Consider the following 26386-nt stretch of genomic DNA (forward strand, 5'->3'; position numbering starts at 1 on the left):
ATTGCCATGACGAAGACGCCATGGTGGCCGCAAGGTGAGACCACCCATGCGGTTACGTGCGCATGCCTGCTGCTCTGCAGTGGGACGGTCGTTGCGCAGACCAACGAGCCGGTGGACGACAAACCACCCAGCCTGGAAGCGCTGCAGCGCGAGCTTGCCGATACGCAGGCGCGCCTGCAGGAACTCAAGCGCTCGATCCAGCAACAGGAAACCCATCTGCGGCGCATGCGGCGCGCGCTCGGCATGAGCGAGGGCCGACTCGACACCGTGCGCGGCGCCGGCGCTCCCGGCGCGGCGGGCGACGCATCGCAGATTGCGCAGGGCGACGAGCCCGGCGCCACGCCTGTGGGCAAACCGCCGGAGCCTCCTGACCGGCCACCACGCATCGCGCAGATCTTCGACGAGCCCAGCGCGCTCACACCGCCGGGCAAGGTTGTCGTCGAGCCGTCATTGCAGATGGCGTACTCGTCGTCGGACCGCGTGGCGCTGGTGGGCTACACCATCATCCCCGCGCTGCTGATCGGCCTGATCGACGTGCGGCAAGTGAAGACCACCACGCTCACCGGCACGGTGGCACTGCGCTACGGACTGGCCAGGCGCTGGGAACTGGAGGCCCGCGTGCCCTATGTCTACAGCGCGAGCGACACCGTCAGCCGCGAGTTGTTCACCGGCACGGCGACGGACAACGCCTTCAGCTCGCACGGGCGCGGCATCGGCGATGTGGAACTGACCGCGCGCTACCAGATCAACGCGGGCGGCGTCGACAAGCCGTTCTACATCGGCTGGCTGCGCTTCAAGACACGCACCGGCAAGGATCCGTTTGACGTCACCACCGATTGCGTGACGCGCTGCGTGAGCAATACCACGGGCACCGGCCTGCCCCTGCAACAGCCGACGGGATCGGGCTTCTTTGCCGTTCAGCCGGGCTTGACGTGGTTGTTCCCAACGGACCCGGCAGTGTTCTTCGGCAGCATCAGCTACTTGCACAACTTCGAGCGCAAGGACGTGAGCCTGAACCTGGTGGATGGCTCGAAGCAGTTCCTGGGCAACGTGAAGGCGGGCGACATCATCGGCCTGAATTTCGGCATGGGGCTGGCGCTGAACGAGAAGGCATCGTTCTCCATCGGCTACGACCAGAGCATCATCGCGCCGACCACGCAGAACGGCCAACGTGTGCCGGGCTCGGTGCGCACGATCCTGGGCACCTTGCTGGTCGGCTATTCGTACCGGCTCTCGCCCAAGATGACGCTGAACCTGTCGGTGGGTGCGGGCCTGACGCGCGACACGCCGGACCTGACCGTCACGCTGCGCCTGCCGATCCAGTTCTAGCTCAGTGCAGCATGGTGACGACGTTGGCCAACGCGCCTTGCAACACGTTGGCGAGATTCATCTGACGGAACTGCGGCAGGCTGTTGACCGCTGCGTTGATGGTCGTCACCGCTTGCAGCGTCTGGTTGTTCAGGCTGTTCTGGATGACCGTAGCCGCCGCTGCCGCACCCGCCGCCACATCAGGCGGCGCAACATTGTTCGGCCCGTTCTGCACGAGGTTGACCGTGTTGACCACCGAGGCCAGTTGCTGCGCCTGCGTGGCTGTCATGCGTGCCACATCGGGGATGTTGACCGATGCGCTCGCCACCAGATCGCCGTTGATGTAGACCGCACGGTCGATGCCGAACGAGATGTGCAACCCTGAGAGTGAGGGCACATCAAACCCGCCACGCATGTCGTCGAGCTTGTCTTCGGATACGGCCTGCCAGGCATGGACGGGATTGTTGTCGATGCTGTCCATGCCGGCCGCACAGGCATGCCCGGCCGCAGCCAGCGCGAACCATCCAACGACCCGCGCCGCCTTGCCAAACCGCTTCATGATGTTCTCCTGCCGGACTGCCACGCACAAACGACGCTTAGAAGTCGGACGGACCATGCTTGGGAACGACGATGTTTCCCAGGCCGCTGCGCTCCATCCCTTCCTCCAGCGGCGCACGCGGTGCCACGCGCCAATCCGATGCTGCGTTGAACGTCGCCCCCGCCTCGCGGTTGTGCACGACGAACAGCAAATGGTTGTCCCACATGCTCTCGAAACTCGCACGCGCAATCGCGCGCGTACCCATGGCGGGGTCGCCCACCAGCACACGCCCTTGCTGCACGCCCTTGACCACCACAAAGTGGTGATAGCCGTTCTCGCTCAACAGCACGATGGCCGGCAAGTGGGCGTCCTGCAATGCATCCAGCGGCTGCTCGAAACCATCGGCCTCAAAACCTTGCGACTCCAGATAGCGTTTGATGTCGAGCAGCGAAAACCCTTCTCGCCGGATCTTCTCCTGGTTGCCATGCTCGTACATGGCCTGGAACACCGACTGCTCGCTCACCGGATAGCCGTACTGATACGTGAGCAGCGTCGCTACCGCGGCCGACCCGCAACTGAAGTCGAAACGCTGATGCACGGTACGCAGGTAGCGCGCGGCCTTCATGCTCGTCACCGGCACGGCATACGTGCCGCCGCCCGTGCCGAGCATGTCGACCGTGCCCGCCAACGCAGGCCCGCACACCAGCGCCATCAGCACCGCACCCGACGTCTTGCGCATCATTCCGCCCCTCACAAAATCAGGGCCGGAACTGCACGTTGACGATGGTGGCGTTCTGGATCAGCACGTTCGCACCGCTGTTCTGGATGACCGTGGGGATCCCGCTGGCATTGGCAAACGAGCCGTCGCGCACGATGTTCGACCCCGTCGCCACGTTCACAGCGGCGTTGTCGCTCACGGTTCCCGACAGGCGTGCGTCATTGACGGTCTGGTAGAGATCCTGCGTGCCGCCGCGATAGCCATCGAGCCGATCTGCACTCACCGCATGACCGAGCCCAGGCACCGACACGGCCGCGGCGACCGGGGGACGCACCGCTTCCGTGTGGGTTGTCTGCGCACCGTCTGCGATGAGCGCGTCGTCCGCCGCCATCGCTGCTGCCGCTGGCCACACTGCCAGGCTGCATGCCAACAACCATGCCGCCCATCCTGCTGTGGTTCTACTGTCGGATCGCATCGAATGTCTCCTACACGCTCCAACTGCGGGCCGGACCACGCATGCAGTCCGGCCTTCTCCACCGCCATGCGCGCAACGTCACCGCACGCGCGGCGGCACTTCCCCGCTCATCCCTGATACCGGGCTACTTGCCGACATTCAGGTTGGCCTGCACGTTGATGCTTTGCTGGATGAGGGAAGCGAAGCCGCTGTTCTGGTTCGCCACCATCACGCCTGCTGCGGATTGGCCGACGCTCGTCATGGCGTTGGACATGTTGAACGTGCCGGCGTCCACCATGACCGTGCCGCCTGCACCGCCCGTACCACCCACCGCACCATTGCCGACACCGCCATTGCCAACACCGCCCGCGCCGCCGGCCGCACCGACTGCACCGACCGCACCATTGCCCGCCGTGGACGACGCTGCGCCGTTGGTCGCGCTGCCGTTGGTCGCGCTGCCGCCTGCACCGCCGTTGCCGGCCACGTTGGTCGCCGCACCGCCTGCAGCTCCCGCGCCGCCCGTGCTGGTGCCGGTGGCAGCGCTCGTGCCCGTGCCAGCACCCGCCGATGCCGTTGACGAGCCGCTGGTGGTGGCGCCTCCAGCCCCGCCTGCACCGCCTGCCGAGGCACTGCCGCCGCCCGTGGCCGCGCCGGCGCCGCCATGGCCATTCGCATCGCCACCGTTGGCGCTGGACGCGCCACCTGCACCGCCGCCACCGCCGCCGGCTGCACTTGTGCTGCCCGCTGCGCCGCCAAGGCCCGCGCCCAGGCTGGCCGAGAGCGTACCGGAGCTGCCGCCATTACCGCCGCCGCCCGCGCTGCCGCCGGCGGCACCGCCATTGCCGCCATTACCGGCCACCGCGCCGCCGTTGGTGGCGCTGCCGTGCGTGACGCTACCCGAGCTGCCACCCGCGCCACCGCTGCCGCCAGCACCGCCAGCGCCACCGTTGCCGCCAGCGCCCGCGCCGCCGTAGCCGTATCCGCCACGCCCGCCGCTGCCGCCATTGGCCGTGCCGCCATTGTTGGTGGCCACATTGCCGATGCCCGACACGCTGATGTTGGTGACGGTGCCATCCAGCTTGGAGACGGCAATCGCCTTGCTGGTGTTGAAGGAGTTGGTGAATGTGGCCGTTGCCGTGCCGCCATTGTTGGCGGCAGCGGTGCCATAGCCGTCTGCGTTGGCCCATCCGCTGTTGTCGCGGTTGCTGCCCTGGCTTTGGTTGTTGTGCTGATTCGAGTTATCGGTTGCCGTTGTGGTTGTCGTTGTTGCGGTGCTCGTGTCTGTGGTGGTGTTCGTTCTGGTGATGGTCGAGGTGTTGGTTTGGGTCTTATCACCCGCCCCGGACGCCGTATTCCCGATGTCGGCCAATGCAACGCCAGAGACCCCCAATCCCATGGCGATCGCGGTGGCCAGTAAGGTCTTCTTCATAACGCACTCCATAAAGGTGAGAGGGACGGCTGGAAACGCAGCCAGTAGGGCCGGCGCGCTCTGCCTGTGGGAAAAACATGACCCACCCCGGGGCGGCTCGTTTGCATAATCGGTGCCAACTTCCGGGCACGCTTTACGCGGCCGTTCTAAGCGATTGAAAACGCGAGAGTTTCACCGGCACGCGCCTACATGGGCGCGCACCATGCCGCGTCATCGTGTCGAAAGGTGCATTTTTTTGGGCCCGTTTGAGCCTTGTCGGTTGCAGCGCTGATACACCGCCAGAGCACGGATGGCAGCTAGCAGATGCATGACCGTCGCGCGAAGACGCCAGCCACGCGCACGCATGCGGGCAGCCTGGGTGTTTGAGACGAGCGATTGGCTGGGTGTTTCAGGCGTGATACATCGACGCATCGGCGCTCACATTGCTTGAGCGGTTGCCCGCCAGCGGGTGAGCATCCCGTGGCGCACGTCGTATCGGGTTCAGCGCTTCGATGATGTGCGCATCGCGAGCACGCGGCCTTGCGTGATCGCTTGACTGCGAGTGCTCCCTATCGGCAAGACACATGCGGGAAACGTGTCTCGGTTTCTACCTTGGGCGTCGCACAGGAAGGCGAACGGAACCGCACGCGGCAAGCATCGTCATGGCAATGACAAACCGCGCGCAACCCATTCGCATTTCAACCGCGAAACCGCAGGCTCAAGCCGTGGCAGTCACCGTAAGCTTGAGCTCTTCGATCATGCGGTCGCGCATGACGAACTTCTGCACCTTGCCCGTCACCGTCATCGGCATCTCGGTGACGAAGCGGATGTAGCGCGGGATCTTGTAGTGCGCGATCTGGCCCTGGCAGAACGTGCGGATCTCGTCTTCCGTCGCCTGCTGGCCGGGCTTGAGGACGATCCACGCGCAGACCTCCTCGCCGTACTTCGGGTCTGGCACGCCAAACACGTTGACGGCCTGCACCTTCGGATGCCGGAAGAGGAATTCTTCGATCTCGCGCGGGTAGACATTCTCGCCGCCGCGGATAAGCATGTCCTTCACGCGGCCGACGATGTTGCAGTAGCCCTCGGCATCGAACGTTGCCAGATCGCCCGTGCGCATCCAGCCGTCTTGAATGGACTCGGCGGTCTTGGCTTCGTCGTCCCAGTAGCCGAGCATGACCGAATAGCCCTTGGTGCACAGCTCGCCCTTCTCGCCCACCGGCACCACATCGCCTGCGCCGTCCACCAGCTTGACCTGCAGATGCGGCTGGATGCGGCCGACCGTGGTCACGCGCTTGTCCAGCGGGTCTGTCACGGCGCTCTGGAATGACACCGGGCTCGTCTCGGTCATGCCGTACGCGATGGTGACTTCGCGCAGGTTCAGTTCCGACACGACGCGCTTCATCACCTCGATGGGGCACGGCGATCCGGCCATGATGCCGCCGCGCAAGGTCGATACGTCAAAGCGCTTGAAATCCGGATGGTCGAGCTGTGCGATGAACATCGTCGGCACGCCGTGCAGTTGCGTGCAACGCTCTTCTGCCACCGCGCGCAGGGTGGCCAGCGGATCAAACGCCTCGCCCGGGAACACCATGCACGCGCCGGTGGCCGTGCAAGTGAGCACCGACATGACCATGCCGAAGCAGTGGTACAGCGGCACGGGAATGCACAGCCGGTCGCCGCCCCGCAGGTTCATCGCCATGGCAACGAAGCGCGCATTGTTGACCACGTTCACGTGCGTGAGCGTGGCGCCTTTGGGCGCGCCGGTCGTGCCGCTGGTGAACTGAATGTTGATCGCGTCGTCGGGCGACAGCGTGGCCGTGATGGCATCCAGCGCATCAACGGGTACGCTTTTTCCACGCGCAACGACGTCTGCAAAGTTGAGCATGCCAGGCGTATTGGCCTCGCCCATCCGGATGACCCAGCGCAGCGCCGGCAGCTTGGCGGCGTTCAGCGCACCGGGCTGCGCGGTCGCCAGTTCTGGCGCGAGCGTCTGCAGCATCTCCAGGTAGCGCGAGGTCTTGAAGGCCTCGGCCGCGACGATGGCCTTGCAGCCGACCTTGTTGAGCGCGTATTCCAGTTCCGATAGCCGATACGCCGGATTGATGTTGACGAGGATGAGCCCCAGGCGAGCAGTCGCGAACTGCGTGAGTATCCATTCGACGCGGTTGGGCGACCAGATGCCGATGCGGTCGCCCCGTACCAGCCCCAACGCGTGCAGGCCGGCGGCCAGCGCATCGACCTGCTCAGCAAAGGCACGCCACGTCCAGCGCACGTTCTGCTCGCGGAACACGACCGCCTCGTCGTCGGGACAGCGGCGCACCGTGTCCGCCAGCAACGCCGAGACCGTCACGTGTGCCAGCGGCACCGCCGTATCGCCCACCACATACGACGCACCGTTGCGCGGTCGCGCGTCGAAAACCTCACCAGCCATGGATGTCTCCTCCAATCAACGTTGGCCTTTTTGGGGCCTTGTTCTGAATGATTTGTAACCACTGCTTCCACCGCAATTTGACGCAGCTTGACGTATTTGGCAATCCGTTCCCGGACGAACAATGACGCGGAACAATTGCTGCGCTGCAGCAGCAAAAATCGGCGGCCGCGCTCGTCAACGCGCTAACATGCCGGCCTGACGTTTTCCGCTTTCTTGCACGTAGGGAATGACGATGATCGTAGTAGTGATGGGTGTTTCGGGTTGCGGCAAATCCACGGTGGGCCAGAAGATTGCCGAGCGGCTGGGCTGCGCCTTCCGTGATGGCGACGAGTTCCACTCCGACGCCAACCGCGCCAAGATGCACGCCGGCATCCCTCTGAACGACGACGACCGCAAACCCTGGCTCGAATCCATTCGCGCCTACATGGACGAGAAGACGAGCAACGGGCAATCGCTGGTGGTTGCCTGCTCCGCCCTCAAGCAGCGCTACCGCGATGTGCTGCGCGGTCCGGCAGGCAACGCCGAATTCGTCTACCTGAAGGGCGATTTCGATCTGCTGCAAGGCCGCCTCGCCGCACGGAAAGACCACTTCTTCAACCCGAACCTGCTGCGCAGCCAGTTCGACGCGCTGGAAGAGCCGACCGACGCCGTCATCGTCGACATCGCGCTGCCGCCCGACGCCATCGTGGATGAGGCTGTCACGCAACTGCAGGCACGCGCCGCGCACCGCCCGGCGGCCTGAACTCGCCTCTGTTCAAGCGCTAGCTGTGTGTGAGTTGCTGCAACACGGCTTGCACCTCCCCGTTGCACACGCGGCTCATGCGTTCCTGTTCACGCGGCGTATCGATCTGCTCGTGCGCCTGCAACCCCAGTTCGATCAGCGATTGCGCACGCGGCAGCCAATGGCGCGTGAGCGCCGCCTGCAAATCGGCGGCAATGCGGTCCGGATCTCCAAAGTAGAGCCGGCCACCGTATTCGCTCTCGATCTCCTTGCGGATCACCTCGGCGGCGTGCGGCAGCACCGCTCGGTTGACGGCCACATGCCGCAACTCATGCTCGCGGATGGCGTTGTACGCGCAAGTGCCTGGCGCAAATTCGCGCGCCACCGTGACCCGAAAATTGTTCAGCACCAGCTCCACTGAGATGGACGGCCGCAGACACGTCGTGGGCGGCTGTGTGGCGATGGCCATGTAGCGGCTGTTGACGTCGAAGCGCGCCAGCAGCGTCGCATACGTCTTGCCCAGCACGCGCGCGGAGCGGTCGTAGGGCGGCGCCTCGGCAGTGAGTTGATCGACCGAGCGGTCGTTGGAGAAGGACAGCGGCGTTTCGGTGGCACGCACCTCCACGCGCATCGGGCCGAGGGCTTGGTCGCACGCCTTGAGCCAGTGCGATTTGTTGGCATTGAGCCCCGTGGCGCCCGCCGTGCCGGTCGCGGCGGCTACGTTTTCGATCGGCGCAAAACGCACATCTGCCAGCCTCAGCCGATGCAGCCGACTCCAATGCCAGGCGCCGACCGCCACGGCCAGCACCACACCCAATACCACCACCCGACGCATGCTGGGCTCCCCGTTTGCGCATCCTGACCAGGCTACGCAGGGCGCCGCCGGTCACGTCATGCCGGTGTCAGTTCCACCGGTTCTCGGTTCTCATGCTGGGCGGCAACCAGTCGTCTGATCTGCTCGCCCGATCGTTTGAGCGCTACGCGCGCCTCTGGAAGGAAAGGATAGAAGATCGGCCAGACGTGCGGAAGCCGTCGCCCCATTTCTACCGAAACGGATACCCCGGCGGCCCGCGCGCGCTCGGCCATTCGGAGGGTATCGTCAAGCAGCACTTCGCTGGTGCTGACATAGCAGTGCAGCGTCGGCAGGCCCGTGAAATCGGCATACAGCGGGGAGGCGAGCGGATGGTCCGTCGGTGCGCCCGAATCGCCCAGGTACAGCGCTGCACCGTGCGCCATCCACGCGCCGCGAAACATCACGTCGGATTCATCGTTGTCGATGAGGCTCTGGCCGGTGGCCGCCAGGTCCGTCCAAGGCGAATACAGTACCGCGCCGGCCGGCAGCGGGTCAGACGCATCACGCAAGGCCACCAGCAGCGCCAACGCCAGCCCCCCGCCCGCAGAATCGCCCGCCACCACAATGCGCGATGGCGCCACGCCCTGTGCCACCAGCGTGCGATACGTAAAGAGCGCATCTTCCACGGGTGCCGGGAACGGATGCTCAGGTGCCAGCCGGTAGTCGGGCACGCACACGCGCGCCCTCGCATGTGTGGCGAGGCCAATGGTGATCGGGCGATGTGTGCGGGGGCTGCAGAAAAAATAGCCGCCGCCATGCAGATAAAGGACGACGGGCGCATCGTCATGGAGGTCGGGATCGGCGGGTTCGATCCATTCGCCGGTGAGGCCGTCGCCGTTGACACCATTGGCCGGCACGATGCGCCAATCCGGTGGCAGCGCTACCGGCGAAGGCATCTTGCGCTTCTCGGCATGCAGGCGCGTGGCGATGGGGTCGAAGGGCTCCCGCTCGGTCGGCTTCTTGACCTGGTTGCGCACCATCCTTGAGACGACCCAGTTCTGCCAGCTCATCGCGCAACCCTCCACAGCAAAGTCCCAGCCTAGCGAGGACGCGCCGCCCGGACAATCGGTTCACACCCCTGTTTGAACGCGCGTGTCCCCATCGGGCAACACCATTTCTCATGCCGCAGCATCAAGCCACGTCAGGCGTCGCCGCCAGGACGAGCAGGCGCTGCCGCTCCATCTCGCCTGTCTACGTCTTGGGCGCTGGCTAGGTCATCCAACTTTGAGGCCACGGCCTCCATGGCGCCACGCACCGTGGCTTGACACTTCTTTGCCTCGGCACATGACAAACAATCTATAAATTTATATATTATTCGGACCTTAATTATTCTCAGCTCCGCCCCTTCGCCATGTCGATCGACTTCGCACATTTCACTCCAGGCATTGCCCTCGTTGGCGGCCTGATCATCGGACTGGCGGCGGCCGTGCTGGTGCTGGGCACCGGCCGCATTGCCGGCATCAGCGGCATCGTCGGCGGCCTGCTGCTGCGCCCGCGCGGCGATATGGACTGGCGCATCGCGTTCCTGATCGGCCTGATGGGGGCACCGGTGATTGCCGCACTGCTTGGCCACCCCGTGGTGCCGGACATTGCCGCCAGCTGGGGCGAAGTGCTGGCGGCGGGGTTCCTGGTCGGCATCGGAACGCGCTACGCGGGCGGCTGCACAAGCGGCCATGGTGTGTGCGGGTTGTCGCGCGGCTCGGTGCGCTCGCTGGTGGCCACGCTCACCTTCATGGCCGCTGGCATCGTCACCGTGTTCGTGGTGCGCCACGTGGTGGGAGGCTGACATGGCCATCGTGATCGCACTCGTTGCGGGCCTGCTGTTTGGCGCGGGGCTCATCGTGTCGGGCATGGCCAATCCGGCCAAGGTGCTCGGCTTTCTGGATCTGTTCGGCCAATGGGACCCTTCATTGGCGTTCGTGATGGCCGGAGCGATTGCCGTCGGCGTGATCGCCTTCTTCGTGGCGCGCCGGCGCGGGCGCTCGTGGCTCGGCACGCTGATCCAATTCCCGTCAACCACGGGCGTAACCGCGCGGCTCGTGCTCGGCAGCGCCGTGTTCGGCATCGGCTGGGGGCTGGCAGGCTTCTGCCCGGGGCCGGCACTGGTGGCGCTGGGCGCGGGCGTGCCAAAGGCTGTCGGCTTTGTCGCCGCCATGCTGGCGGGCATGGCCGTCTTCAGTTGGCTGCAACGCAAGCAGTAGCCAGGCGGCACTGCCGCATTCAAACCGATAACCCACCCACAGGGGACAACATGACGCTCCGCAAGCTCGGTGCCGCATTGGCGCTGGTCATTGGCACATCCGCATTCGCACAAACCGCACCGGCCACGCTGCCGGTGCCGGACGAAGCCGCCATCCCCGCCGGGCCCGTGGGCGACGCGATCAAGCGCGGCAAGCTGATCCTCACCGACACCAAGCGCCAGCTGCCGCACAACGTCGGCAACGGCCTGAACTGCACAAGCTGCCACCTGAATGGCGGCACGACGCCCTACGCATCGCCATGGGTGGGGCTGACCGCTGCGTTTCCGGAGTACCGCTCGCGCAGCGGTGCCGTCATCTCGCTGCAACAGCGCGTGAATGATTGCTTCCAGCGCTCGATGAACGGCAAGCCCATCGCCTTCGACGGCGAAGACATGAACGCCATCCTCGCCTACATGAAATGGCTCTCCAGCGGCGTGCCCGTGGGCACCAACGTGACGGGACGCGGTTTCGAGAAGATCGATACCGCCCTTGCCCCCCACCGCGAGAACGGCAAAGTTATCTACGCACAGCGCTGTGCCGCCTGCCACGGCGCCGAAGGCCAGGGGCTGCCCAACCCGCAAGGCGGCTACCTGATGCCTCCGCTGTGGGGCCACGATTCGTTCAACGTGGGGGCGGGCATGGCGCGCATGTACACCGCCGCCGCCTTCGTAAAGCACAACATGCCCCTGGGCCAGGGCGGCACGCTCACCGCACAGGAGGCGGTGGACGTGGCGGCCTTCTTTACCCAACAGCCGCGCCCGGACTATGCCGCGCGCGCCAAAGACTGGCCCAAGGGCGACAAGCCGAAAGACGCGCGCTAAACGCCCTGCGCCAACCCGCGCAGATTCGCCCACCTCAAAAGCAAAAAGCCTGCGACGCCACCGCCACAGGCTTTTTGCTTTCGCACCTTGGGGCGCTGAACGCCCTTTCAGTGCTGGCCCCGCTCAACCCCGATCAGTTGACCTTGAGCTGACCGCCGCGGCCCAGGCCGCCCTTGACGTCTTGCGCCTTGTAGCTGCGCAGCGCGACGACCATCTTGTTCCACGCGTCGATAAAGGCGACCACCGTGGCCTTGCCTTCCGGCGTGCTGGAGAAGCCTGCCAGACCGCCACCCACGCCACCGCCGAAGCCGGCCAGCACAGCGCCGTAGTTCGTGGCCGTCGAGCTGCCCTCGGCGGCTGCGATCTGCACGGCCGAACGCACGTCAAACAGCGTTAGCGTCACAACCGAAGCCTTCGACTTCACGCTGCCGGCCAGCGCGGCGATGGCGCTGTTGCCCAGCAGGCCGCCAACGGCACCCGCCACACCGCCGATCGGCGAGTCGTTGATGATGATCTGCGGCTCCATGTAGTAGTCAGCCGCCACGCGCTGGCCCTTCTGCTGCTTGGAGCCTGCACGGTATTCGCCGGAATTGCGCTGCAGATCGGTGATGCGCGACAGGCGTGCGTCGGTCTTCTGGTTGCCGATCGACGTGATCACGAAGCAGTTCGATTGCTGCACGGCCATGCGCAGCAGCGGGTCGATGGTCGTCACCTTGGTGGCGCTGCCGAACTGGCCGTACCAGTCAGCGTTGCGGCCGTCGTCCATGGCAATGGTGCCCAGCGGCGAGGCGCAGCGCTCAAGCGTCGGGTCTGCGCCCACGCTGGAGCCGCCAGCCGCAGCACCGCTCACGCCGGCGTTCTGGCCGCCCGGGGTCACGATGCCGCCGCCTGCGCACGCGGCCAGGGAAGCAGTGATCAGTGCCATGCCTACGGCCTTGGCAGTGCGAATGAGAGGATTGGTTTTCATATTGTTGTGTGGCTCAAATTGAGTCGATGTTCGGCTTATGCGTCCTGCGACTCAATAAGCCCCCCTTGATCAGGCGTGCGAGGTGTGCAACAGGCTTTCCCCCCTCCCCGAACTGCCTTGAAACGCTTTGAAACGAATGACTGCAGTGCCTGCTCAGTACCAGTACCAGCTCGTCTGGCGCCAGACGCCGAGGTACGGATAACCCGAATACCAATAGCCGTAGTAAGTGCTGCGCCATTGCGCGCGCCACTTGTAGTCGTCTTCGTCGGATTTCTTGGCGGCGCGTGCTTGCTCAAGCAGCTTCTTCGATTCCTTGTCGCCGCGGCTCACCGCAATCGAGAGCCATTTTTCAGCTTCGCGCGGGTCGGAGCCCATCTCTTCCAGCCCGAACAGGTAGAACGCGCCAAGCGCCTTCTGCGCCTGCAGGTTGCCGTGCTCGGCAGCCTCGCGCATCCAGTTCAGTGCCTGGTAGCTGTCCTGGCGGACGCCGTCGCCGCGGAAGTAGCGCAGGCCCAGGTCGTAGGCGGCCTTGGGCTCGCGCTTGGCGACTTCCTTGAGAGCGGCAATGCGCGGATCTTCGTCAGGGATATTCGCCTGGTCAAACGCCACCTGGGCCTTCGGCCGATCGGCGCAGCCGCGGTCGTCGCACACCCGCACCACATCGCTGGGCGGCTGCGGCTGGGCACACGCGGCCAGCAGTGACACGACTCCCAACATCAGCAAACGATTCCGCATTCGCCTGACCTCATTTTTATTGTTGCTGTTGACCGAGAGAAACTCCGCTGACAGCCTGGTCAGTGCCGGTCTTTTTTTGCGATCCCGTTCGCAAAAACCGGCGCCGCCAAATCGGCTGCATAACGCTTTCTCTTCCGCGCCCCATAGGATTTGCGGGCACATGATATAGATCGGTCTACTTTAGCGTGAACCGTGTGCAGTTGTGTTATCAAAGCGTAAAGCTGACGTGGCAACAACACGCCGCGGCCAACCGTGTTCGGACCCAATCCTCAGGGCCGCAACAAAGGGCCGATGCTAAGATGCGGCCCAGCAATCAAGAGAGGTGGCAATGCGCGCAAGCAAGCGCCAACAGGTGGTGGACAAGGCCGGCGAACTGTTTTCCAAGCACGGCTTTCACCCCGTGGGCGTCGATTGGATCATCGACGAGTCCGGCGTCGCCCGTATGACGCTGTACCGGCACTTTGCCGGCAAGGAAGATCTGATCAAGGAAGTGCTGGAGCAGCGCTACACCTTCGTCATGGGCAGCATTGCGGAGAAGCTCAGTCCCATGCCCAACGCCACCGCCCGCCTGAAGGGCATCTTCGAGTGGTACGGCACGTGGTTCCGCACCCCCGATTTTGCGGGCTGCCTGTTCGAGCGCGCGCTGGCGGAGTTTGGCGCCACCTGCCCCAAGGTGACCGACGTGGCGGTGCGCTACCGCGACGATCTGCTCGCAATGATGGAAACGCTGCTCAAGGATGTGGTGCCCGCCACTACGGCGCGGCAGCTTGCCGGGGTGTACGTGATGCTGCTGTCGGGCGCCACAGCCGACGCCCGCGCCATTGGCGATCCGTCCGCCGCGTCACAGGCGTGGCACGCCGCCGAAACCCTCCTGAGCCAGGCCAAGGCCGCCGCGGAAACGGTCTAAACCCGGCCGCTGCAGACTACCAGCCGCGCTGCACCCGCCGCGCAATCATCGAGGGCAGGCGCAGCATGCCCTCAGCTGCCAGGCGCAGATGCATCCCGAACAGCAGGATGTTGTCTCGCAGATACCGGAAATGCGACACGCCGCCCTCGTGCGCGCGAAAGTAGCGCACCGGCGCCGCCAGGCGGACTGGACGCACGCCGGCCCAGCACAGGCGCACCGCCGCTTCCGGGTCGAAATCGAAACCGCGCATCCATGTCTGCCGGCGCATGATCTCGGCCAGCGGCGCAATCGGATAGACGCGAAAGCCGAACAACGTATCGCCAATACCGGCCCACAGAGTCTCGATGTCTGCGCAGCCGTTGGACAGGCGCCGACCCTGCACGCGCACCTGCGGCGCCGTTGCGTCGAACACTGGCTGGCCGAGGATCATCGCGTCGGGCGCAGCCTGCGAGGCGGCCATGAATTCGGGGATCAGGTGGGCGGGATGCTGGCCATCGGCGTCCATGGTCAGCACGTAGGTAAAGCCTGCCGCGGCAGCAGCTTCCAGCCCGGCCAGCACGGCCACGCCCTTGCCGCGATTGCGCGGCAGCACGATCACGCGCAGCCCCGGGTCTTGCGCGGCCATGGCCTGCAGACGTTCGGTGCTGCCGTCGGTGCTGCCGTCCACCACCACCCAGACCGGGTTCCACTGCGCGCGCGCACTGCGCACGGTGTCGTCAACCTTGGGGCCAGGGTTGTAGCTTGGAATCAGGACGAGGTGCGAAGTGGAAGCGCCGGTCATCGGCATGGCGTCGGTCCGGCGAAACATTGAAAACGGAATGCGTCGGGCGCTGGCGCGAGCCTATCGCGTGCGGTGTTCTGCCACGTAGGCCGCGAGCGAGCCCAGCGAGGCGAAGATCTTCTGGTTGTCGGGATTGCCCGAGCGCAGCTCGAAGCCGTATTTCTTGGAGATCAGCAGCGCAACTTCGAGGATATCGATGGAGTCGAGCCCGAACCCTTCGCCATACAGCGGTGTATCGGCGCTCAGGGCATCGAGTTGAATGTCTTCGAGATTCAGTTCGCCGATCATCAGCGCGGCGAGCTCTTTTTCCAGGTCGTTCATCGGTCTTGCAACCACAGGCGGCGCGCAGCGGGGATTGCGGCCAGAAACAACGACGATCTCCTTGCCCGAAGCCCCTGCCTTGTCCAGCCCAGCCTGTGAAGGGGGTCGTTTAAGCTACGCGGATTCTAGACGAAGGGTTACACCCCGTATAGCGCGAAACCGTGACAAAGACCGCATATCGCGGCGGCTACACGAAGTGACGCAAACGATTCAACGGCTTGTGTGGCGCCGCAAAGCGGCAAGGGACGTGGCAGTACGGCTGGCCGGGCGCCGTACATCCGGTTACAAACACGCCGATGAAGGATCGGGCGAGACAGGCCCGGGGCCCTAGAATGTGCCCCGCCCTATGATGAAACTGCCGGCCCTTCCTTTCGACAACCATGCAGCGTCGCTCCTCCCACCTTGCCCTGCCATGCATCGACTGACCAGCTTTGTGCGGGGCGCAGCGGGCGTGGGCGCGGTCGTGGCGTATCAGGTCGGTGCGCATTACGCAGCGGCCACGCCGGGGGCGCATGGCTTGGGCCTGGCGATGGTGCTGGTGCCGCCGTTGGCAGTGGCGCTGGTTGCGGCCACACGTTCCGCGCATCGTGCATGGCTGTTGCCGCTGTGGCTGCTCGTCTGCGGCGTGCTATGGATGGCGCGCGCACCGCTGGCAGAGCACTTTGACTGGGGCCTGTACCTCGAACATGCGAGCTTCAACCTGATGATGGCCTACGTTTTCGGCCGCACGCTGGTGGCGGGACGCGAGCCGCTGTGCACGCGCTTTGCCCACGTGGTCCACGGCACGCTCACGCCGCGCATTGTGCGTTACTCGCGACAGGTCACGCTGGCATGGACGCTGTTCTTCCTGGCGACCGCCGCCGTGTCCACCCTGCTGTTTGCCACGGCATCGACCGTCACGTGGTCGACATTTGCGAACTACCTGTCGCTGCCGCTGGTGGGCGTGATGTTCGTGGCGGAATACCTCTGCCGCCGCATCGTGCTGCGCGGCGAACCGCGCTCCAGCCTGTTCGATGCCGTGCGCGCTTATCGACAGTCCGGACCATCGGGACCATCGGGACCATCAGGGCCATCGAGACCATCAGGGCAGTCCACACCCGCCGCCGCAGAACGCTCCCGCTGAGCCCACACGTCTCCAAAGATTTGCTTCATGCCGACTTACCCGCTGGTCTCCCATCCAACGCTCGACCACGCGCTTGCATGGCGTGACGGAACGCCCGTTTCAGCACGCGCGTTCCTGGCCGACGTGATGGCGCTGGCCCCGATGCTGCCGCTGGGCGGCCACGTGTTCAACGCCTGTGCAGACCGCTACCGCTTTGCCGTCGGGCTGTGCGCGACGCTGGTGGCCGGCAAGATCAGCCTGCTGCCGCCCATGCAGACGCCGCAGATGGTGCGTCAGCTTTCGGCGTTCGCACCCGATGTGTTCTGCCTGCACGATGCGGCCGCCTGCCCGGTCGACCTGCCGGGCTTCCGTTATCCCGAAGCGTTGGCTGCCGACGCAGCGCTCAACGACGTGCCGCAGATCGACGCATCGCAAGTCATGGCGGTGTTGTTCACGTCCGGCTCCACCGGCACGCCGGTGCCGCATCGCAAGACGTGGGGCGCACTGGTGCGCTGCATGCACACGGCAGTCGCGCACCTTGGCCTGAACGATGGGCGCGCATTCACGCTGGTCGGCACCGTGCCGGCGCAGCATATGTACGGCTTTGAGGTGACGGTACTGCTGGCGCTGCAGGGCAGTCTGGCGTTCAGCAATGAGCAGCCGTTCTATCCGGCGGACATTCGCGAGGCGCTGGAGCGCGTGCCGCAGCCGCGCGTGCTGGTGACCTCGCCCGTGCATCTGCGGGCGCTGCTGGCATCGGAGCCCACGTTGCCGAACGCATCGCTCGTGCTGTCGGCCACCGCGCCGCTGTCGCAAGCGCTGGCGCAGGAGGCCGAGACGCGCCTGTCCGCGCCGCTCCTGGAAATCTACGGCAGCACCGAAACCGGCCAGGTCGCGACGCGCCGTACCGCGCTGGAAACCGCCTGGCACCTGTACCCCGACGTCCGCATGGAATCGCGCCCTGGCACACAGGAAGACGACGGCCCGACGGTGTGGGTCGATGGCGGACATGTCGAAACCCCGGTGCCGATGGGCGATGCGATTGAGCTGATCGACGACACGCACTTTCTGCTGCACGGCCGAAAGGCCGATCTCATCAACATTGCCGGCAAGCGGTCGTCGCTGGCGTATCTGAACCATCAGCTCAACGCGATTGTGGGCGTGGAGGACGGCGTGTTCTACATGCCGGACGATGCGCCGGCTGCCCCGCATACGCACGGCGGCGCCGCAGTCACGCGCCTGGTGGCACTCGTTGTGGCGCCGGGCCTCAGCGCGGCCGACGTGCTACGCGCCCTGCAAGACCGCATCGATGCGGCATTTCTGCCGCGCCCGCTGCTGCTGGTGGACGCGCTGCCGCGCAACGAAACCGGCAAACTGGCGCGCGATGTGCTGGCCGCGCTGGTCGCACAACATTCGCACCGCAACGCACACAAGCCCGCCATGCGCTTCACCATTCCCGCTGATCATCCAGCGCTGCCGGGGCACTTTCCCGGCCACCCGATCGTGCCGGGTGTGGTGCTACTTGACCACGCGCTCCACACGATCGGTGCGGCGCTGGGCCGCTCGCTTGATGCTTGCAAGATCAGCTCGGCCAAGTTTCTCAGCCCTGCGGCACCCGGGGAGTTGCTCGACCTCGCGTTCGAGACGACGGCGAGCAACGCCGTCCGCTTCACGATCCGCGCGGGCGAACGCGAAGTGGCCAGCGGCGTGCTGTCCGCTTCAGCGCCGGAGGGCGTTGCTGCATGAAACGCACCGACTGGGCCGAGCGTCCGGAGCGCAGCAACCTTGCGCTGCTGCGCGTGATGACGTGGCTCTCCCTGCGGCTCGGGCGGCCGTTCGGCCGGGTCCTGCTGCGGCTGATTGCGGTGTACTTCGTGGCGGCCTCGCCAGCGGCGCGGGGTGCTTCGCGTGACTACCTGCGCCGCGCGCTGGGCCGACCAGCAACGCTGCGCGACGTGTTCCGCCACATGCTCACGTTCGGCGCGACCATCCATGACCGCATCTATCTGATCAGCGGGCGCTTCGATCTGTTCGACATCCAGTTGCAGGGCCAGCACCACGTGCACGATGTGTTGGCGCAGGGGCGCGGCGCATTCCTGCTGGGCGCGCACCTGGGCAGCTTGGAGGTCGTGCGCGCGCTCGGCCGTACGGTGCCAAACCTGCGCGTGGCCGTCGCCATGTATGAAGAGAACGCGCGCAACATCAACGCCGTCGTTGCCGCCATCAACCCAGCGGCGGCGCCGGAGGTCATTCCGCTGGGGCGCGTAGACGCAATGCTGGCCGTGCGCGAGGCGCTGGACGACAACCTGCTCGTCGGCATGCTGGCCGATCGCACGCTGCTGCGCGATGCGGGGCCGTCAATCCAGCGCATGGACTTTCTTGGCAGCCCGGCGGCGTTCCCTTTGGGGCCGCTGCACATGGCGGCCATGCTGAAGCGGCCAGTGCTCTTCATGACGGGGCTGCACCTGGGCGGCAATCGCTACGCCGTACATTTCGATCCGTTGGCGGACTTCTCCGATGTGCGCCGCGAGGATCGCGCCACGGCCGTGCAAACCGCCCTGGCCCGCTATGTGGAACGCGTTGAACACTACTGCCGCGTCGCGCCATACAACTGGTTCAATTACTTCGACTTCTGGCAGGATGCCGACGCGGCCGGCTCGCAGGATCACGCCCCGGCCGCCCCCCAGACCACCCACACGCCATGATTGCAACGCGCCCATTCCTCCGCGCCTTTCTGGCCATGCTTGCGGCCAGCATGTTGGCAACGAGCGCCCAGGCAGGGAATACCGACTGGACACTCGACCGCTTGATGTCCACGCTCGCACGCAACAAGTCGGGGCGCGCCACGTTCAGCGAAACAAAGACGCTGTCGATTGCGGCACAGCCCATTGAATCCTCCGGCGAACTGGTGTTCGTGGCGCCCGATCATCTGGAAAAGCACACGCTGGCGCCGAAGCCCGAACACCTCGTGATTGACGGCGACAAGCTGACCGTGGAGCGCAACCAGCGCAAGTTCACGATGCCCCTGTCGCAATACCCGGAGCTGGGTGCGTTCATTGAGAGCATCCGCGCCACGCTGGCCGGTAACCGCTACGCGCTCGAAGCGCTCTACAAAGTCGCCATTGCCAGCCACGGCGATGACTGGACGCTCACCCTCTCGCCGATCGACGCGCGCATGCAGAAGGTCGTCAGCACCATCACGCTGGAAGGCACTCGCGATGTGCTGCGCAGCGTCGCCATCCGCCAGGCCGACGGCGATCATTCGCTGATGCGCCTGCAACGCGTGCCAGGCAACTGAGGACGCCGCGCACATGGAACGCTTGCACGCCCTGCGCCGGCCCGCAGTACTGGTCTGGTTGACCGGCCTGCTGCTGTGCATGGTCGTGATCGGACGTACGAGCTTTACGGCAGACCTGTCGGCGTTTCTGCCGCGCTCGCCGAGTGCCGAGCAACGCGTCCTGGTCGATCAGTTGCGCGAAGGGCTCGTGTCGCGGCTCATCCTCGTCGGCATCGAGGGCAGTGACCCGGCCACCCGCGCAACGCTGTCGAAGCAGCTTGCCGCCACGCTGCGCACCGACGCGCAGTTCAGCGTTGTCAACAACGGTGAGCCCGTGAGCGAAGCGCGCGACCGGCAGTTCGTCTTCGACCACCGCTACGTGCTCAGCCCCGCTGTCACGCCGCAGCACTTTTCCGCCGAAGGTCTGCACGCGGCGCTGGGCGAAAGTCTGGACCTGCTGAGTTCATCCGCAGGGCTGATTGCCAAGAACATGCTGCCGCGCGACCCGACCGGCGAGGTAGCAGCACTCGTCAGCCAGTTCGACAGCACCGCACTGCCATCGTCGATGCACGGCGTGTGGGCGTCGCGCGATGGGCAGCGTGCCGTGCTGGTCGTGCAGACCACGGCCGCCGGCTCCGACACCGATGCGCAGGCGCATGCCATCGAGACCGTGCGGCGCGCATTCGATGCGGTTGCACGCACGGTGCCGAACGCTGGGTCTACACGCATCCTGATGACCGGCCCGGGCGTGTTCTCCGTCGAGTCGCGCGACACCATCAAGCACGACGTCGAGCGGCTTTCCACCGTGAGCCTCGCGCTGGTGGTGGCGCTGCTGCTGACGGTGTACCGCTCGCCGCGCACCGTGGTGCTGGGGTTGCTGCCGGTGCTGTCCGGGGTCGCGGCAGGCGTGGCGGCGGTCAGCCTCACGTTTGGCGCGGTGCACGGGCTCACGCTCGGATTCGGCACCACGCTCATTGGCGAGGCGGTCGACTATTCGATCTACCTGTTCGTGCAATCGGCCCGCCTGCGCGGCGCCACGCCCAACGACAGCCTGCGTGCATGGATCACCACGTACTGGCCGACCATCCGCCTGGGTGTGCTGACCTCGGTGTGCGGCTTTGCGTCGATGCTGTTCTCCGGCTTTCCGGGGCTCGTGCAGTTGGGGCTGTATTCGATTGTCGGGCTGGTGACGGCGGCGCTCGTCACGCGCTACGTGCTGCCGCATCTGCGTGGCGCAGAAGTGGCGACGCGAGATGTGTCGCGCAGGGCGGCGTGGCTGGCACGGGCAACGCATGCGGCACCACGCCTGCGCTGGCTGTTGGCGGCAGTGCTCATCCTTGCATGTGGCACGCTTGCGCTGCATCGCGATGGTCTGTGGAGCCGCGAACTCGCCGCGCTCAGCCCCGTGCCCGCGAAGAGCCAGGCGCTTGACGCCAGCCTGCGCGCCGACGTCGGTGCGCCCGACGTGCGCTATCTGGTGGTGATCCCTGCCGCAACGGAACAGGCCGCGCTTGAAGGCGCCGAGAAGATCGCCGCGCAACTGCAACCGCTGGTAGACAACGGCGTGCTGGCTGGCTTCGAGAACCCCGCACGCTATCTGCCGAGCGATGCCACGCAGCGCGCGCGCCTCGCAAGCCTGCCCGCCCCGGACGCACTGACGGCACGCATGCGCAGCGCCGTTAAAGATCAGCCGATCGGCGTGAAGCCCGATCTCTTCGCCCCGTTTATCGCCGATGTGGAAGCGGCGCGCACGCAGCCCCTTTTGCGGCGCGCAGACCTGAAGGGGACGTCGATGGCATTGGCGGTGGACGCACTGCTGACGGAACGCGCTGGCCAATGGAGCGCCATGCTGCCATTGCGCGCACCATCGGGCGCGCCCGCCGTCATGAAGAACGCATCCAATCCACCCAGCCTGGATGCTGTGCCGGTTCGCGCGGCCGTTGAGCATGCGAACGTGCCCGGCGCCCTCTTCGTCGACCTGAAGGCCGAAGCCGATCGGCTGTATGTGAACTACGTGCGAGAAGACCTTCGCCTGTCGCTCGCCGGTTTTGCGGCGATCGCGTTGCTGCTGCTCGTGGCGCTGCGCTCACCACAGCGGACACTCCGCGCGTTGGCGCCCCTGGTGGCGGCGGTGCTGGTGGTGACAGGCGGCTTTGCGCTGGCACGCGTGCCGCTGACCATCCTGCATCTGGTTGGCATGCTGCTGATCGTGGCGGTGGGATCGAACTACGCGCTGTTCTTCAATCAACGCGCGCAGACCATTGCGCCGCAGACGCTGGTGTCACTGCTGGTGGCAAACCTGGCGACCGTGGCCGGCTTCGGCCTGCTGGCGCTCTCTCGCGTGCCGATGCTGGAAACGTTCGGGCTGACCGTCGGCCCGGGCGCCATGCTTGCGCTGGTGTTTGCCGCCATCCTCGCGCCACGCGCCAATCACGATCAGCACGCCGCCGCATGAACCCACCGATCGCCACACCGCTTGGCACTACCCGCCGCTGGAAGCCAGCGCCGCTGATCAGCGGGGCGCTCGCGCTGCACGCTGGCGCGGCGGCGGCCGTTGTGGCCGATCCATCGACGTGGCCGTGGGCGGGCGGCAGCGTCATCGCCTCGCATCTGGTGTTGATGGCCGGCGGACTGTGGCCGCGCAGCGCATGGCTCGGCCCGAACTGGACGCATCTGCCCGCGACGGCCGGCCAGCAGATCGCATTGACCATCGACGACGGCCCCGACCCCGATGTCACGCCGCGCGTACTGGACTTGCTCGACAAGTACGGTGCCAAGGCCACCTTCTTCTGCATCGGCGAATTGGCACAGCGGCACCCGCACTGCGTTGAAGCCATCGTCGCGCGCGGGCATGCGGTGGAAAACCACAGTCAGCGCCATCGGCATACGTTCTCGCTGCAGGGGCCGGCCGCGTTGCGGCGCGAGATTGCCGCCGCACAGGACACGCTCACGCACATCACCGGCACGCGCCCGCTGTTCTTCCGCGCGCCAGCCGGACTGCGCAATCCGTTCCTCGAACCGGTGCTGTGTCAGCTTGGCCTGCAACTGGCGAGTTGGACGCGGCGCGGCTTCGACACACGCTCGCGCAATGCCGACACCATTGCACAGCGCCTGCTGCGTGGTCTGGCGCCGCAAGACATCTTGCTGCTCCACGACGGTCATGCGGCGCGCGATGCACACGGCGTGCCCGTCATACTGGCCGTTTTGCCAAAGGTGCTGGAAGCGGCCGCGCGCGCGCAATTGCAGTGCACGACGTTGCGTGCTGCTCTCGTGCCGGAGCCCGCGCAGGCCGCCCGCTCGCAAATGACCCTTTGATAAAATTTGTCCATGATCGGCACACCCGTCTGCCGAGTCATCCCACCCAACAATTGCCGCGACACCATCCCCAGTGAAGCCCGTCCTGCTCACGCATTTCACCGCCACAAGCTGCCTCGGACGTGGCCTTGACGCCACGCTCGATGCGTTGCGCGGGCAACGAGGCGGCCTCGCGCCGTGCAACTTCCCACGCGCCGATCTCGACACGTGGATCGGGGAATTGCATGGCGCCGATGCCACGCCCGTGCGGGCAGACCTGGCCGATTTCGACTGCCGCAACAACCGGCTTGCCCAGATCGGCCTCACACAGGATGGTTTTGCCGAACACGTGGAAGCCGCCAAGGCGCGCCATGGCGCCGGGCGCGTCGGCGTATTCATTGGCACCAGCACCTCGGGCATTCTCGAAACCGAACGCGCCTACCAGCAGCGCGACCCGCAAACGGGGGCGCTGCCGGCCAGCTTTCACTATGCGCACACGCACAACATCTATTCGCCCGCCGCGTTTGTGCGTGCGTACTTTGGGTTGAGCGGGCCGGCCATGGTGATCTCGTCGGCATGTTCGTCGGGGGCCAAGGTGTTTGCCTCGGCGCGGCGCACGCTGGCGGCGGGCCTGATCGATGCGGCAGTGGTGGGCGGCGTCGATTCGCTGTGCCTGACCGCGCTCTACGGGTTCAACTCGCTGGAGCTGCTGTCGGCGCAACCGTGCCGGCCGTACGATGCGGCGCGCGACGGCATCTCCATCGGCGAGGCCGCGGCCTTTGCGCTGCTGGAGCGCGCGCCCGAAGCGAAAGACGCGCTGGACGACGATGCAATCCTGCTGCTCGGCATCGGCGAATCAAGCGACGCGTATCACATGTCCTCGCCGCATCCGGAAGGGCTCGGGGCGCGCGCTGCCATGGCGCAAGCGCTGGCCACCAGCGGCCTGGCCGCAACGGACATCGATTACATCAACCTGCACGGCACCGGCACGCCCAGCAATGACGCGGCAGAAGCGCGCGCCATCCAGGCGCTGTTCGACGGCACGGCGTGCAGCTCCACCAAGGGCGCGACCGGCCACACGCTCGGCGCGGCCGGGGCATTGGAAGCGGTGATCACGGCGCTGGCGCTGCGCCATCAACTGCTACCGGCCGGCATCAACACCACGCAGCCCGATCCGGCGTTGGCCGTCAACTATCTGACAACAAGCCACCCGGCGCGCGTTCGCACGGCGCTCAGCAACGCCTTTGGCTTTGGCGGCACGAATTGCAGCCTAGTCTTCGGCCGCGCCGCCGACCACGTGGGCCTATCGTCATGAGACGACTCAGCGCCTTCATCGAAAGCATCGGCGTGCTAGGTCCCGGTCTGCGGGATTGGCCGCACGCGGCCGACGTGCTCGCCGGCCGCGCGCCCTACGTACACGCGCCGACGGAGTTGCCGCCGCCAGCCGGCCTGCCATCGGTCGAGCGCCGCCGCACGGGGCCCGTGGTCAAGCTCGCACTGGCAGTCGGCCACGAGGCCGTCTCAGCCAGCGAACGCGATGCCGCCGCGCTGGCCACGGTCTTCAGTTCGTCCGGCGGCGATGGCCATAACTGCCACGCCATCTGCGAGACCCTGGCGGGCGACGACCGCAAGCTCTCGCCCACGCGCTTCCACAACTCCGTGCACAACGCGCCGGCCGGTTACTGGAGCATCGCCACGCATGCGATGGCACCATCCAACGTGCTGTGCGCGTACGACGGCAGCTTTGCGGCCGGCCTCTTGGACAGCCTCTGCCAGGTTGCGATTGACGCCACGCCCACCCTGTTGATCGCGTATGACGGCGACTACCCCGAACCGCTGAACGCGGTGCGCCCTGTGCCCGATACCTTTGCAGTGGCGCTGGTGCTCGCGCCCGAAGCCAGCCCCCGCACGCTCGCGCGCATTGACGTTGCGCTGACCGATGTGGCGTCGACGGCGTTGGCACATACCGGGCTCGAAACGCTGTGGCACGGCAACGCCGCGGCCCGCGCGCTGCCGCTGTTGGAAGCGTTGGCTGCACGACGCACAGCCAACGTCGTGCTCGAGTACCTGCCCGAGACCCGCGTGCAGATCGACATCACCTTTGGCACGCCATGACGTCAAACGCGCAGCCATCTCCGCCGCTCGATCGCAACTGGATCGCGGCGCGCATCCCGCACAGTGGCGCGATGTGCCTGCTCGATACCGTCGTCGCCTGGGACGACGCGCACATCCATTGCAGTGCCACGAGCCATCGTGACGCTGCCAACCCGTTGCGCTCCCACGGTCAATTGGCTGCTGTCTGCGGCATCGAATACGCCGCTCAGGCGATGGCCGTGCATGGCGCCCTGTGCAATGCTGCGCAAGCACGCCCGCGCACGGGCTTTCTCGCCAGCGTGCGCAGCGTTGAAGCCCACGTCCCGCGCCTCGACACCATCGACACGCCGCTCGACATCGAGGCCGATCGCATCGGCGGCGACGGCAACAACGTGCTGTACCGCTTCACCTTGCGCAGTGGTGCGCGCATCCTGTTGACCGGCCGCGCCGCTGTGGTGCTCGACGCGTCCGTTGCATGAACCTGCTTGTGAGGATTCCCGCCGTGAAAGGTCGCCTGCTTTTGATTCCCGCGCTGATGCTGGCCCTGCTCAGCCCCCTGGCCCATGCCGACTTGTCCGAGACCAAGGAAAACATCAAGCAGGGCACGAAGGACGCCGCCCGCAAAACCGGCCACGCCGCGAAGGAAGCCGGTCATGCGACCGCCAACGCTGCACGAACCGTGGGGCATGGCGTGAAGAACGCGGCGCATGCGACCAAATGCGGGGTTAAGCACCTCTTCAAGAAGCCGTGTGAGAGTGACTAGAACGGCTACCAGTCTGCGTGCTGACGACAACAAAAAACCCGGCGTCCTTGGCGGACTGCCGGGTTTCTGTTGTATGGCGGGACGGACTTAGAACGGAATATCGTCGTCCATATCCTCAAAACCGTTCGACGGTGCCGGCTGGCGGCGCGCACCGCCACCCTGGCCACCGCCACCTTCGCCACCGCGCGAGTAACCGCCGCCTTGGCCTTGACCTTGGCTACGGCCACCGCCGTAACCACCACCACCGCCGCCGCCTTCGCCGCCGCGCGAGTAGCCACCACCGCTGCTGCCACCGCCGCCGCCGCCCTCACCACCGCGGCCGCCGAGCATCTGCATTTGTTCCGCGACGATTTCGGTGCTGTATTGCTTCTGGCCGTCCTTTTCCCATTGACGGGTCTTGAGGCGGCCTTCGACGTAGACCTGCGAGCCCTTCTTCAGGTATTCGCCGGCGATTTCAGCCAGGCGGCCGAAGAAGGCGATGCGGTGCCACTCAGTGGCCTCTTTCATTTCGCCGCTGGCTTTGTCTTTGTAGCGGTCGGTGGTTGCCACGCGAATGTTGGTGACAGCGTCGCCGCTGGGCATGTAACGCGTTTCAGGATCGGCGCCGAGATTGCCGACGATGATGACTTTGTTGACGGACGCCATGATGA

Annotated in this window: 28 protein-coding genes; 16 read left to right on the forward strand and 12 right to left on the reverse strand. The window is 65.9% G+C overall.

What is annotated here, in order from left to right; all coding sequences use genetic code 11:
* The first annotated feature begins 6 nt into the window (after positions 1 to 6).
* The gene (locus R2N16_RS01815; protein WP_316663842.1) at positions 7 to 1329 is read left to right on the forward strand and encodes a transporter; all 1323 of its coding nucleotides are present in this window, start codon (positions 7 to 9) and stop codon (positions 1327 to 1329) included.
* A 1-nt stretch (position 1330) separates the two neighbouring features.
* Here R2N16_RS01815 and R2N16_RS01820 read toward each other — a convergent pair whose 3' ends face one another.
* The 5 genes from R2N16_RS01820 to R2N16_RS01840 all read right to left on the reverse strand — a co-directional run bounded on the left by R2N16_RS01820 (position 1331) and on the right by R2N16_RS01840 (position 6860).
* Positions 1331 to 1867 (reverse strand): hypothetical protein, encoded by a 537-nt coding sequence (locus R2N16_RS01820; RefSeq protein ID WP_316663843.1) that lies wholly within the window; start codon positions 1865 to 1867, stop codon positions 1331 to 1333.
* Between the two features lie 37 nt (positions 1868 to 1904).
* Positions 1905 to 2588 carry a C39 family peptidase gene (locus tag R2N16_RS01825; RefSeq protein WP_316663844.1) on the reverse strand — a complete coding sequence of 228 codons (684 nt, stop codon included), beginning with the start codon at positions 2586 to 2588 and terminating at the stop codon, positions 1905 to 1907.
* A 16-nt stretch (positions 2589 to 2604) separates the two neighbouring features.
* Entirely contained in the window at positions 2605 to 3039 is a 435-nt protein-coding gene (locus R2N16_RS01830; RefSeq protein ID WP_316663845.1) for a hypothetical protein, read from the reverse strand.
* Between the two features lie 124 nt (positions 3040 to 3163).
* Positions 3164 to 4447, reverse strand: a complete 1284-nt coding sequence (locus R2N16_RS01835) for a hypothetical protein (RefSeq protein WP_316663846.1) — start codon at positions 4445 to 4447, stop codon at positions 3164 to 3166.
* Between the two features lie 697 nt (positions 4448 to 5144).
* Entirely contained in the window at positions 5145 to 6860 is a 1716-nt protein-coding gene (locus tag R2N16_RS01840; protein ID WP_316663848.1) for an AMP-binding protein, read from the reverse strand.
* A gap of 232 nt (positions 6861 to 7092) precedes the next feature.
* Here R2N16_RS01840 and R2N16_RS01845 point away from each other — a divergent pair, with 232 nt between their 5' ends.
* Entirely contained in the window at positions 7093 to 7602 is a 510-nt protein-coding gene (locus tag R2N16_RS01845) for a gluconokinase (RefSeq protein WP_316664211.1), read from the forward strand.
* 19 nt (positions 7603 to 7621) lie between these two features.
* Here the strand turns inward: R2N16_RS01845 and R2N16_RS01850 are convergent, their stop codons facing one another.
* On the reverse strand, positions 7622 to 8416 hold the full coding sequence (locus R2N16_RS01850; protein ID WP_316663850.1) for a hypothetical protein: 795 nt from the start codon (positions 8414 to 8416) through the stop codon (positions 7622 to 7624).
* Positions 8417 to 8472: 56 nt separating this feature from the next.
* Positions 8473 to 9444, reverse strand: a complete 972-nt coding sequence (locus R2N16_RS01855; protein ID WP_316663851.1) for an alpha/beta hydrolase — start codon at positions 9442 to 9444, stop codon at positions 8473 to 8475.
* Between the two features lie 341 nt (positions 9445 to 9785).
* Between R2N16_RS01855 and R2N16_RS01860 the strand changes: the two genes are divergently transcribed.
* The 3 genes from R2N16_RS01860 to R2N16_RS01870 are packed head-to-tail and all read left to right on the forward strand — an operon-like array spanning position 9786 to position 11495.
* Positions 9786 to 10220 carry a YeeE/YedE family protein gene (locus R2N16_RS01860; protein WP_316663852.1) on the forward strand — a complete coding sequence of 145 codons (435 nt, stop codon included), beginning with the start codon at positions 9786 to 9788 and terminating at the stop codon, positions 10218 to 10220.
* A 1-nt stretch (position 10221) separates the two neighbouring features.
* Complete coding sequence (locus R2N16_RS01865) at positions 10222 to 10635, forward strand: DUF6691 family protein (RefSeq protein ID WP_316663854.1); 414 nt, start codon at positions 10222 to 10224, stop codon at positions 10633 to 10635.
* Positions 10636 to 10685: 50 nt separating this feature from the next.
* Positions 10686 to 11495, forward strand: coding sequence for a c-type cytochrome (locus tag R2N16_RS01870; protein WP_316663855.1), 810 nt, complete (start codon positions 10686 to 10688; stop codon positions 11493 to 11495).
* A gap of 133 nt (positions 11496 to 11628) precedes the next feature.
* Here the strand turns inward: R2N16_RS01870 and R2N16_RS01875 are convergent, their stop codons facing one another.
* Together R2N16_RS01875 and R2N16_RS01880 are read right to left on the reverse strand one after the other, a co-directional pair.
* Entirely contained in the window at positions 11629 to 12462 is an 834-nt protein-coding gene (locus R2N16_RS01875) for a hypothetical protein (RefSeq protein ID WP_316663856.1), read from the reverse strand.
* 153 nt (positions 12463 to 12615) lie between these two features.
* Entirely contained in the window at positions 12616 to 13197 is a 582-nt protein-coding gene (locus tag R2N16_RS01880) for a tetratricopeptide repeat protein (RefSeq protein ID WP_316663857.1), read from the reverse strand.
* Between the two features lie 328 nt (positions 13198 to 13525).
* Here R2N16_RS01880 and R2N16_RS01885 point away from each other — a divergent pair, with 328 nt between their 5' ends.
* Positions 13526 to 14104, forward strand: a complete 579-nt coding sequence (locus R2N16_RS01885) for a TetR/AcrR family transcriptional regulator (RefSeq protein WP_316663858.1) — start codon at positions 13526 to 13528, stop codon at positions 14102 to 14104.
* Between the two features lie 16 nt (positions 14105 to 14120).
* Here R2N16_RS01885 and R2N16_RS01890 read toward each other — a convergent pair whose 3' ends face one another.
* Both R2N16_RS01890 and R2N16_RS01895 read right to left on the reverse strand, forming a co-directional pair.
* Positions 14121 to 14891, reverse strand: coding sequence for a glycosyltransferase family 2 protein (locus tag R2N16_RS01890; protein WP_316663860.1), 771 nt, complete (start codon positions 14889 to 14891; stop codon positions 14121 to 14123).
* A 54-nt stretch (positions 14892 to 14945) separates the two neighbouring features.
* Positions 14946 to 15206: a phosphopantetheine-binding protein gene (locus tag R2N16_RS01895; RefSeq protein ID WP_124382773.1), complete on the reverse strand. Its 261-nt coding sequence runs from the start codon at positions 15204 to 15206 to the stop codon at positions 14946 to 14948.
* Between the two features lie 412 nt (positions 15207 to 15618).
* On the opposite strand from R2N16_RS01895, the gene R2N16_RS01900 reads away from it, so the two are divergent.
* From R2N16_RS01900 to R2N16_RS01945, 10 genes are all read left to right on the forward strand, one after another.
* Positions 15619 to 16329 (forward strand): COG4648 family protein, encoded by a 711-nt coding sequence (locus tag R2N16_RS01900; RefSeq protein WP_316663861.1) that lies wholly within the window; start codon positions 15619 to 15621, stop codon positions 16327 to 16329.
* Between the two features lie 27 nt (positions 16330 to 16356).
* The gene (locus R2N16_RS01905) at positions 16357 to 18054 is read left to right on the forward strand and encodes an AMP-binding protein (RefSeq protein WP_316663862.1); all 1698 of its coding nucleotides are present in this window, start codon (positions 16357 to 16359) and stop codon (positions 18052 to 18054) included.
* Entirely contained in the window at positions 18051 to 19013 is a 963-nt protein-coding gene (locus tag R2N16_RS01910; RefSeq protein WP_316663864.1) for a lysophospholipid acyltransferase family protein, read from the forward strand. Before R2N16_RS01905 ends, R2N16_RS01910 begins: the two co-directional genes overlap by 4 nt.
* Positions 19010 to 19606 (forward strand): LolA family protein, encoded by a 597-nt coding sequence (locus tag R2N16_RS01915; protein WP_316663865.1) that lies wholly within the window; start codon positions 19010 to 19012, stop codon positions 19604 to 19606. The genes R2N16_RS01910 and R2N16_RS01915 overlap by 4 nt, the downstream gene beginning before the upstream one ends.
* Before the next feature lie 13 nt (positions 19607 to 19619).
* Positions 19620 to 22040, forward strand: coding sequence for an MMPL family transporter (locus tag R2N16_RS01920; RefSeq protein ID WP_316663866.1), 2421 nt, complete (start codon positions 19620 to 19622; stop codon positions 22038 to 22040).
* Complete coding sequence (locus R2N16_RS01925; protein WP_316663868.1) at positions 22037 to 22900, forward strand: polysaccharide deacetylase family protein; 864 nt, start codon at positions 22037 to 22039, stop codon at positions 22898 to 22900. The genes R2N16_RS01920 and R2N16_RS01925 overlap by 4 nt, the downstream gene beginning before the upstream one ends.
* A gap of 73 nt (positions 22901 to 22973) precedes the next feature.
* Entirely contained in the window at positions 22974 to 24194 is a 1221-nt protein-coding gene (locus tag R2N16_RS01930; RefSeq protein WP_316663869.1) for a beta-ketoacyl-[acyl-carrier-protein] synthase family protein, read from the forward strand.
* Positions 24191 to 24994 carry a beta-ketoacyl synthase chain length factor gene (locus R2N16_RS01935; protein WP_316663871.1) on the forward strand — a complete coding sequence of 268 codons (804 nt, stop codon included), beginning with the start codon at positions 24191 to 24193 and terminating at the stop codon, positions 24992 to 24994. Before R2N16_RS01930 ends, R2N16_RS01935 begins: the two co-directional genes overlap by 4 nt.
* Complete coding sequence (locus tag R2N16_RS01940; protein WP_316663873.1) at positions 24991 to 25452, forward strand: hotdog family protein; 462 nt, start codon at positions 24991 to 24993, stop codon at positions 25450 to 25452. Before R2N16_RS01935 ends, R2N16_RS01940 begins: the two co-directional genes overlap by 4 nt.
* Before the next feature lie 23 nt (positions 25453 to 25475).
* Positions 25476 to 25736: a hypothetical protein gene (locus R2N16_RS01945; protein WP_316664212.1), complete on the forward strand. Its 261-nt coding sequence runs from the start codon at positions 25476 to 25478 to the stop codon at positions 25734 to 25736.
* A gap of 87 nt (positions 25737 to 25823) precedes the next feature.
* Here the strand turns inward: R2N16_RS01945 and R2N16_RS01950 are convergent, their stop codons facing one another.
* Positions 25824 to 26381 carry a single-stranded DNA-binding protein gene (locus R2N16_RS01950; RefSeq protein ID WP_316663874.1) on the reverse strand — a complete coding sequence of 186 codons (558 nt, stop codon included), beginning with the start codon at positions 26379 to 26381 and terminating at the stop codon, positions 25824 to 25826.
* Positions 26382 to 26386 lie beyond the last annotated feature (5 nt).

Origin of the sequence: Ralstonia psammae, assembly GCF_958405935.1 — a bacterium.
Taxonomy (GTDB): domain Bacteria; phylum Pseudomonadota; class Gammaproteobacteria; order Burkholderiales; family Burkholderiaceae; genus Ralstonia; species Ralstonia psammae.

Excerpts from the sequence above, each read along its gene's own strand:
- R2N16_RS01900 (WP_316663861.1), top strand. The coding sequence starts at position 15,619 with ATGCATCGACTGACCAGCTTTGTGCGGGGCGCAGCGGGCGTGGGCGCG.
- R2N16_RS01925 (WP_316663868.1), top strand. The coding sequence starts at position 22,037 with ATGAACCCACCGATCGCCACACCGCTTGGCACTACCCGCCGCTGGAAG.
- R2N16_RS01895 (WP_124382773.1), bottom strand. The coding sequence starts at position 15,206 with ATGAACGACCTGGAAAAAGAGCTCGCCGCGCTGATGATCGGCGAACTG.
- R2N16_RS01815 (WP_316663842.1), top strand. The coding sequence starts at position 7 with ATGACGAAGACGCCATGGTGGCCGCAAGGTGAGACCACCCATGCGGTT.
- R2N16_RS01950 (WP_316663874.1), bottom strand. The coding sequence starts at position 26,381 with ATGGCGTCCGTCAACAAAGTCATCATCGTCGGCAATCTCGGCGCCGAT.
- R2N16_RS01870 (WP_316663855.1), top strand. The coding sequence starts at position 10,686 with ATGACGCTCCGCAAGCTCGGTGCCGCATTGGCGCTGGTCATTGGCACA.
- R2N16_RS01885 (WP_316663858.1), top strand. The coding sequence starts at position 13,526 with ATGCGCGCAAGCAAGCGCCAACAGGTGGTGGACAAGGCCGGCGAACTG.
- R2N16_RS01940 (WP_316663873.1), top strand. The coding sequence starts at position 24,991 with ATGACGTCAAACGCGCAGCCATCTCCGCCGCTCGATCGCAACTGGATC.
- R2N16_RS01835 (WP_316663846.1), bottom strand. The coding sequence starts at position 4,447 with ATGAAGAAGACCTTACTGGCCACCGCGATCGCCATGGGATTGGGGGTC.
- R2N16_RS01915 (WP_316663865.1), top strand. The coding sequence starts at position 19,010 with ATGATTGCAACGCGCCCATTCCTCCGCGCCTTTCTGGCCATGCTTGCG.
- R2N16_RS01825 (WP_316663844.1), bottom strand. The coding sequence starts at position 2,588 with ATGATGCGCAAGACGTCGGGTGCGGTGCTGATGGCGCTGGTGTGCGGG.
- R2N16_RS01920 (WP_316663866.1), top strand. The coding sequence starts at position 19,620 with ATGGAACGCTTGCACGCCCTGCGCCGGCCCGCAGTACTGGTCTGGTTG.
- R2N16_RS01855 (WP_316663851.1), bottom strand. The coding sequence starts at position 9,444 with ATGAGCTGGCAGAACTGGGTCGTCTCAAGGATGGTGCGCAACCAGGTC.
- R2N16_RS01830 (WP_316663845.1), bottom strand. The coding sequence starts at position 3,039 with ATGCGATCCGACAGTAGAACCACAGCAGGATGGGCGGCATGGTTGTTG.
- R2N16_RS01880 (WP_316663857.1), bottom strand. The coding sequence starts at position 13,197 with ATGCGGAATCGTTTGCTGATGTTGGGAGTCGTGTCACTGCTGGCCGCG.
- R2N16_RS01845 (WP_316664211.1), top strand. The coding sequence starts at position 7,093 with ATGATCGTAGTAGTGATGGGTGTTTCGGGTTGCGGCAAATCCACGGTG.
- R2N16_RS01905 (WP_316663862.1), top strand. The coding sequence starts at position 16,357 with ATGCCGACTTACCCGCTGGTCTCCCATCCAACGCTCGACCACGCGCTT.
- R2N16_RS01865 (WP_316663854.1), top strand. The coding sequence starts at position 10,222 with ATGGCCATCGTGATCGCACTCGTTGCGGGCCTGCTGTTTGGCGCGGGG.
- R2N16_RS01875 (WP_316663856.1), bottom strand. The coding sequence starts at position 12,462 with ATGAAAACCAATCCTCTCATTCGCACTGCCAAGGCCGTAGGCATGGCA.
- R2N16_RS01910 (WP_316663864.1), top strand. The coding sequence starts at position 18,051 with ATGAAACGCACCGACTGGGCCGAGCGTCCGGAGCGCAGCAACCTTGCG.
- R2N16_RS01820 (WP_316663843.1), bottom strand. The coding sequence starts at position 1,867 with ATGAAGCGGTTTGGCAAGGCGGCGCGGGTCGTTGGATGGTTCGCGCTG.
- R2N16_RS01860 (WP_316663852.1), top strand. The coding sequence starts at position 9,786 with ATGTCGATCGACTTCGCACATTTCACTCCAGGCATTGCCCTCGTTGGC.
- R2N16_RS01890 (WP_316663860.1), bottom strand. The coding sequence starts at position 14,891 with ATGCCGATGACCGGCGCTTCCACTTCGCACCTCGTCCTGATTCCAAGC.
- R2N16_RS01850 (WP_316663850.1), bottom strand. The coding sequence starts at position 8,416 with ATGCGTCGGGTGGTGGTATTGGGTGTGGTGCTGGCCGTGGCGGTCGGC.
- R2N16_RS01935 (WP_316663871.1), top strand. The coding sequence starts at position 24,191 with ATGAGACGACTCAGCGCCTTCATCGAAAGCATCGGCGTGCTAGGTCCC.
- R2N16_RS01840 (WP_316663848.1), bottom strand. The coding sequence starts at position 6,860 with ATGGCTGGTGAGGTTTTCGACGCGCGACCGCGCAACGGTGCGTCGTAT.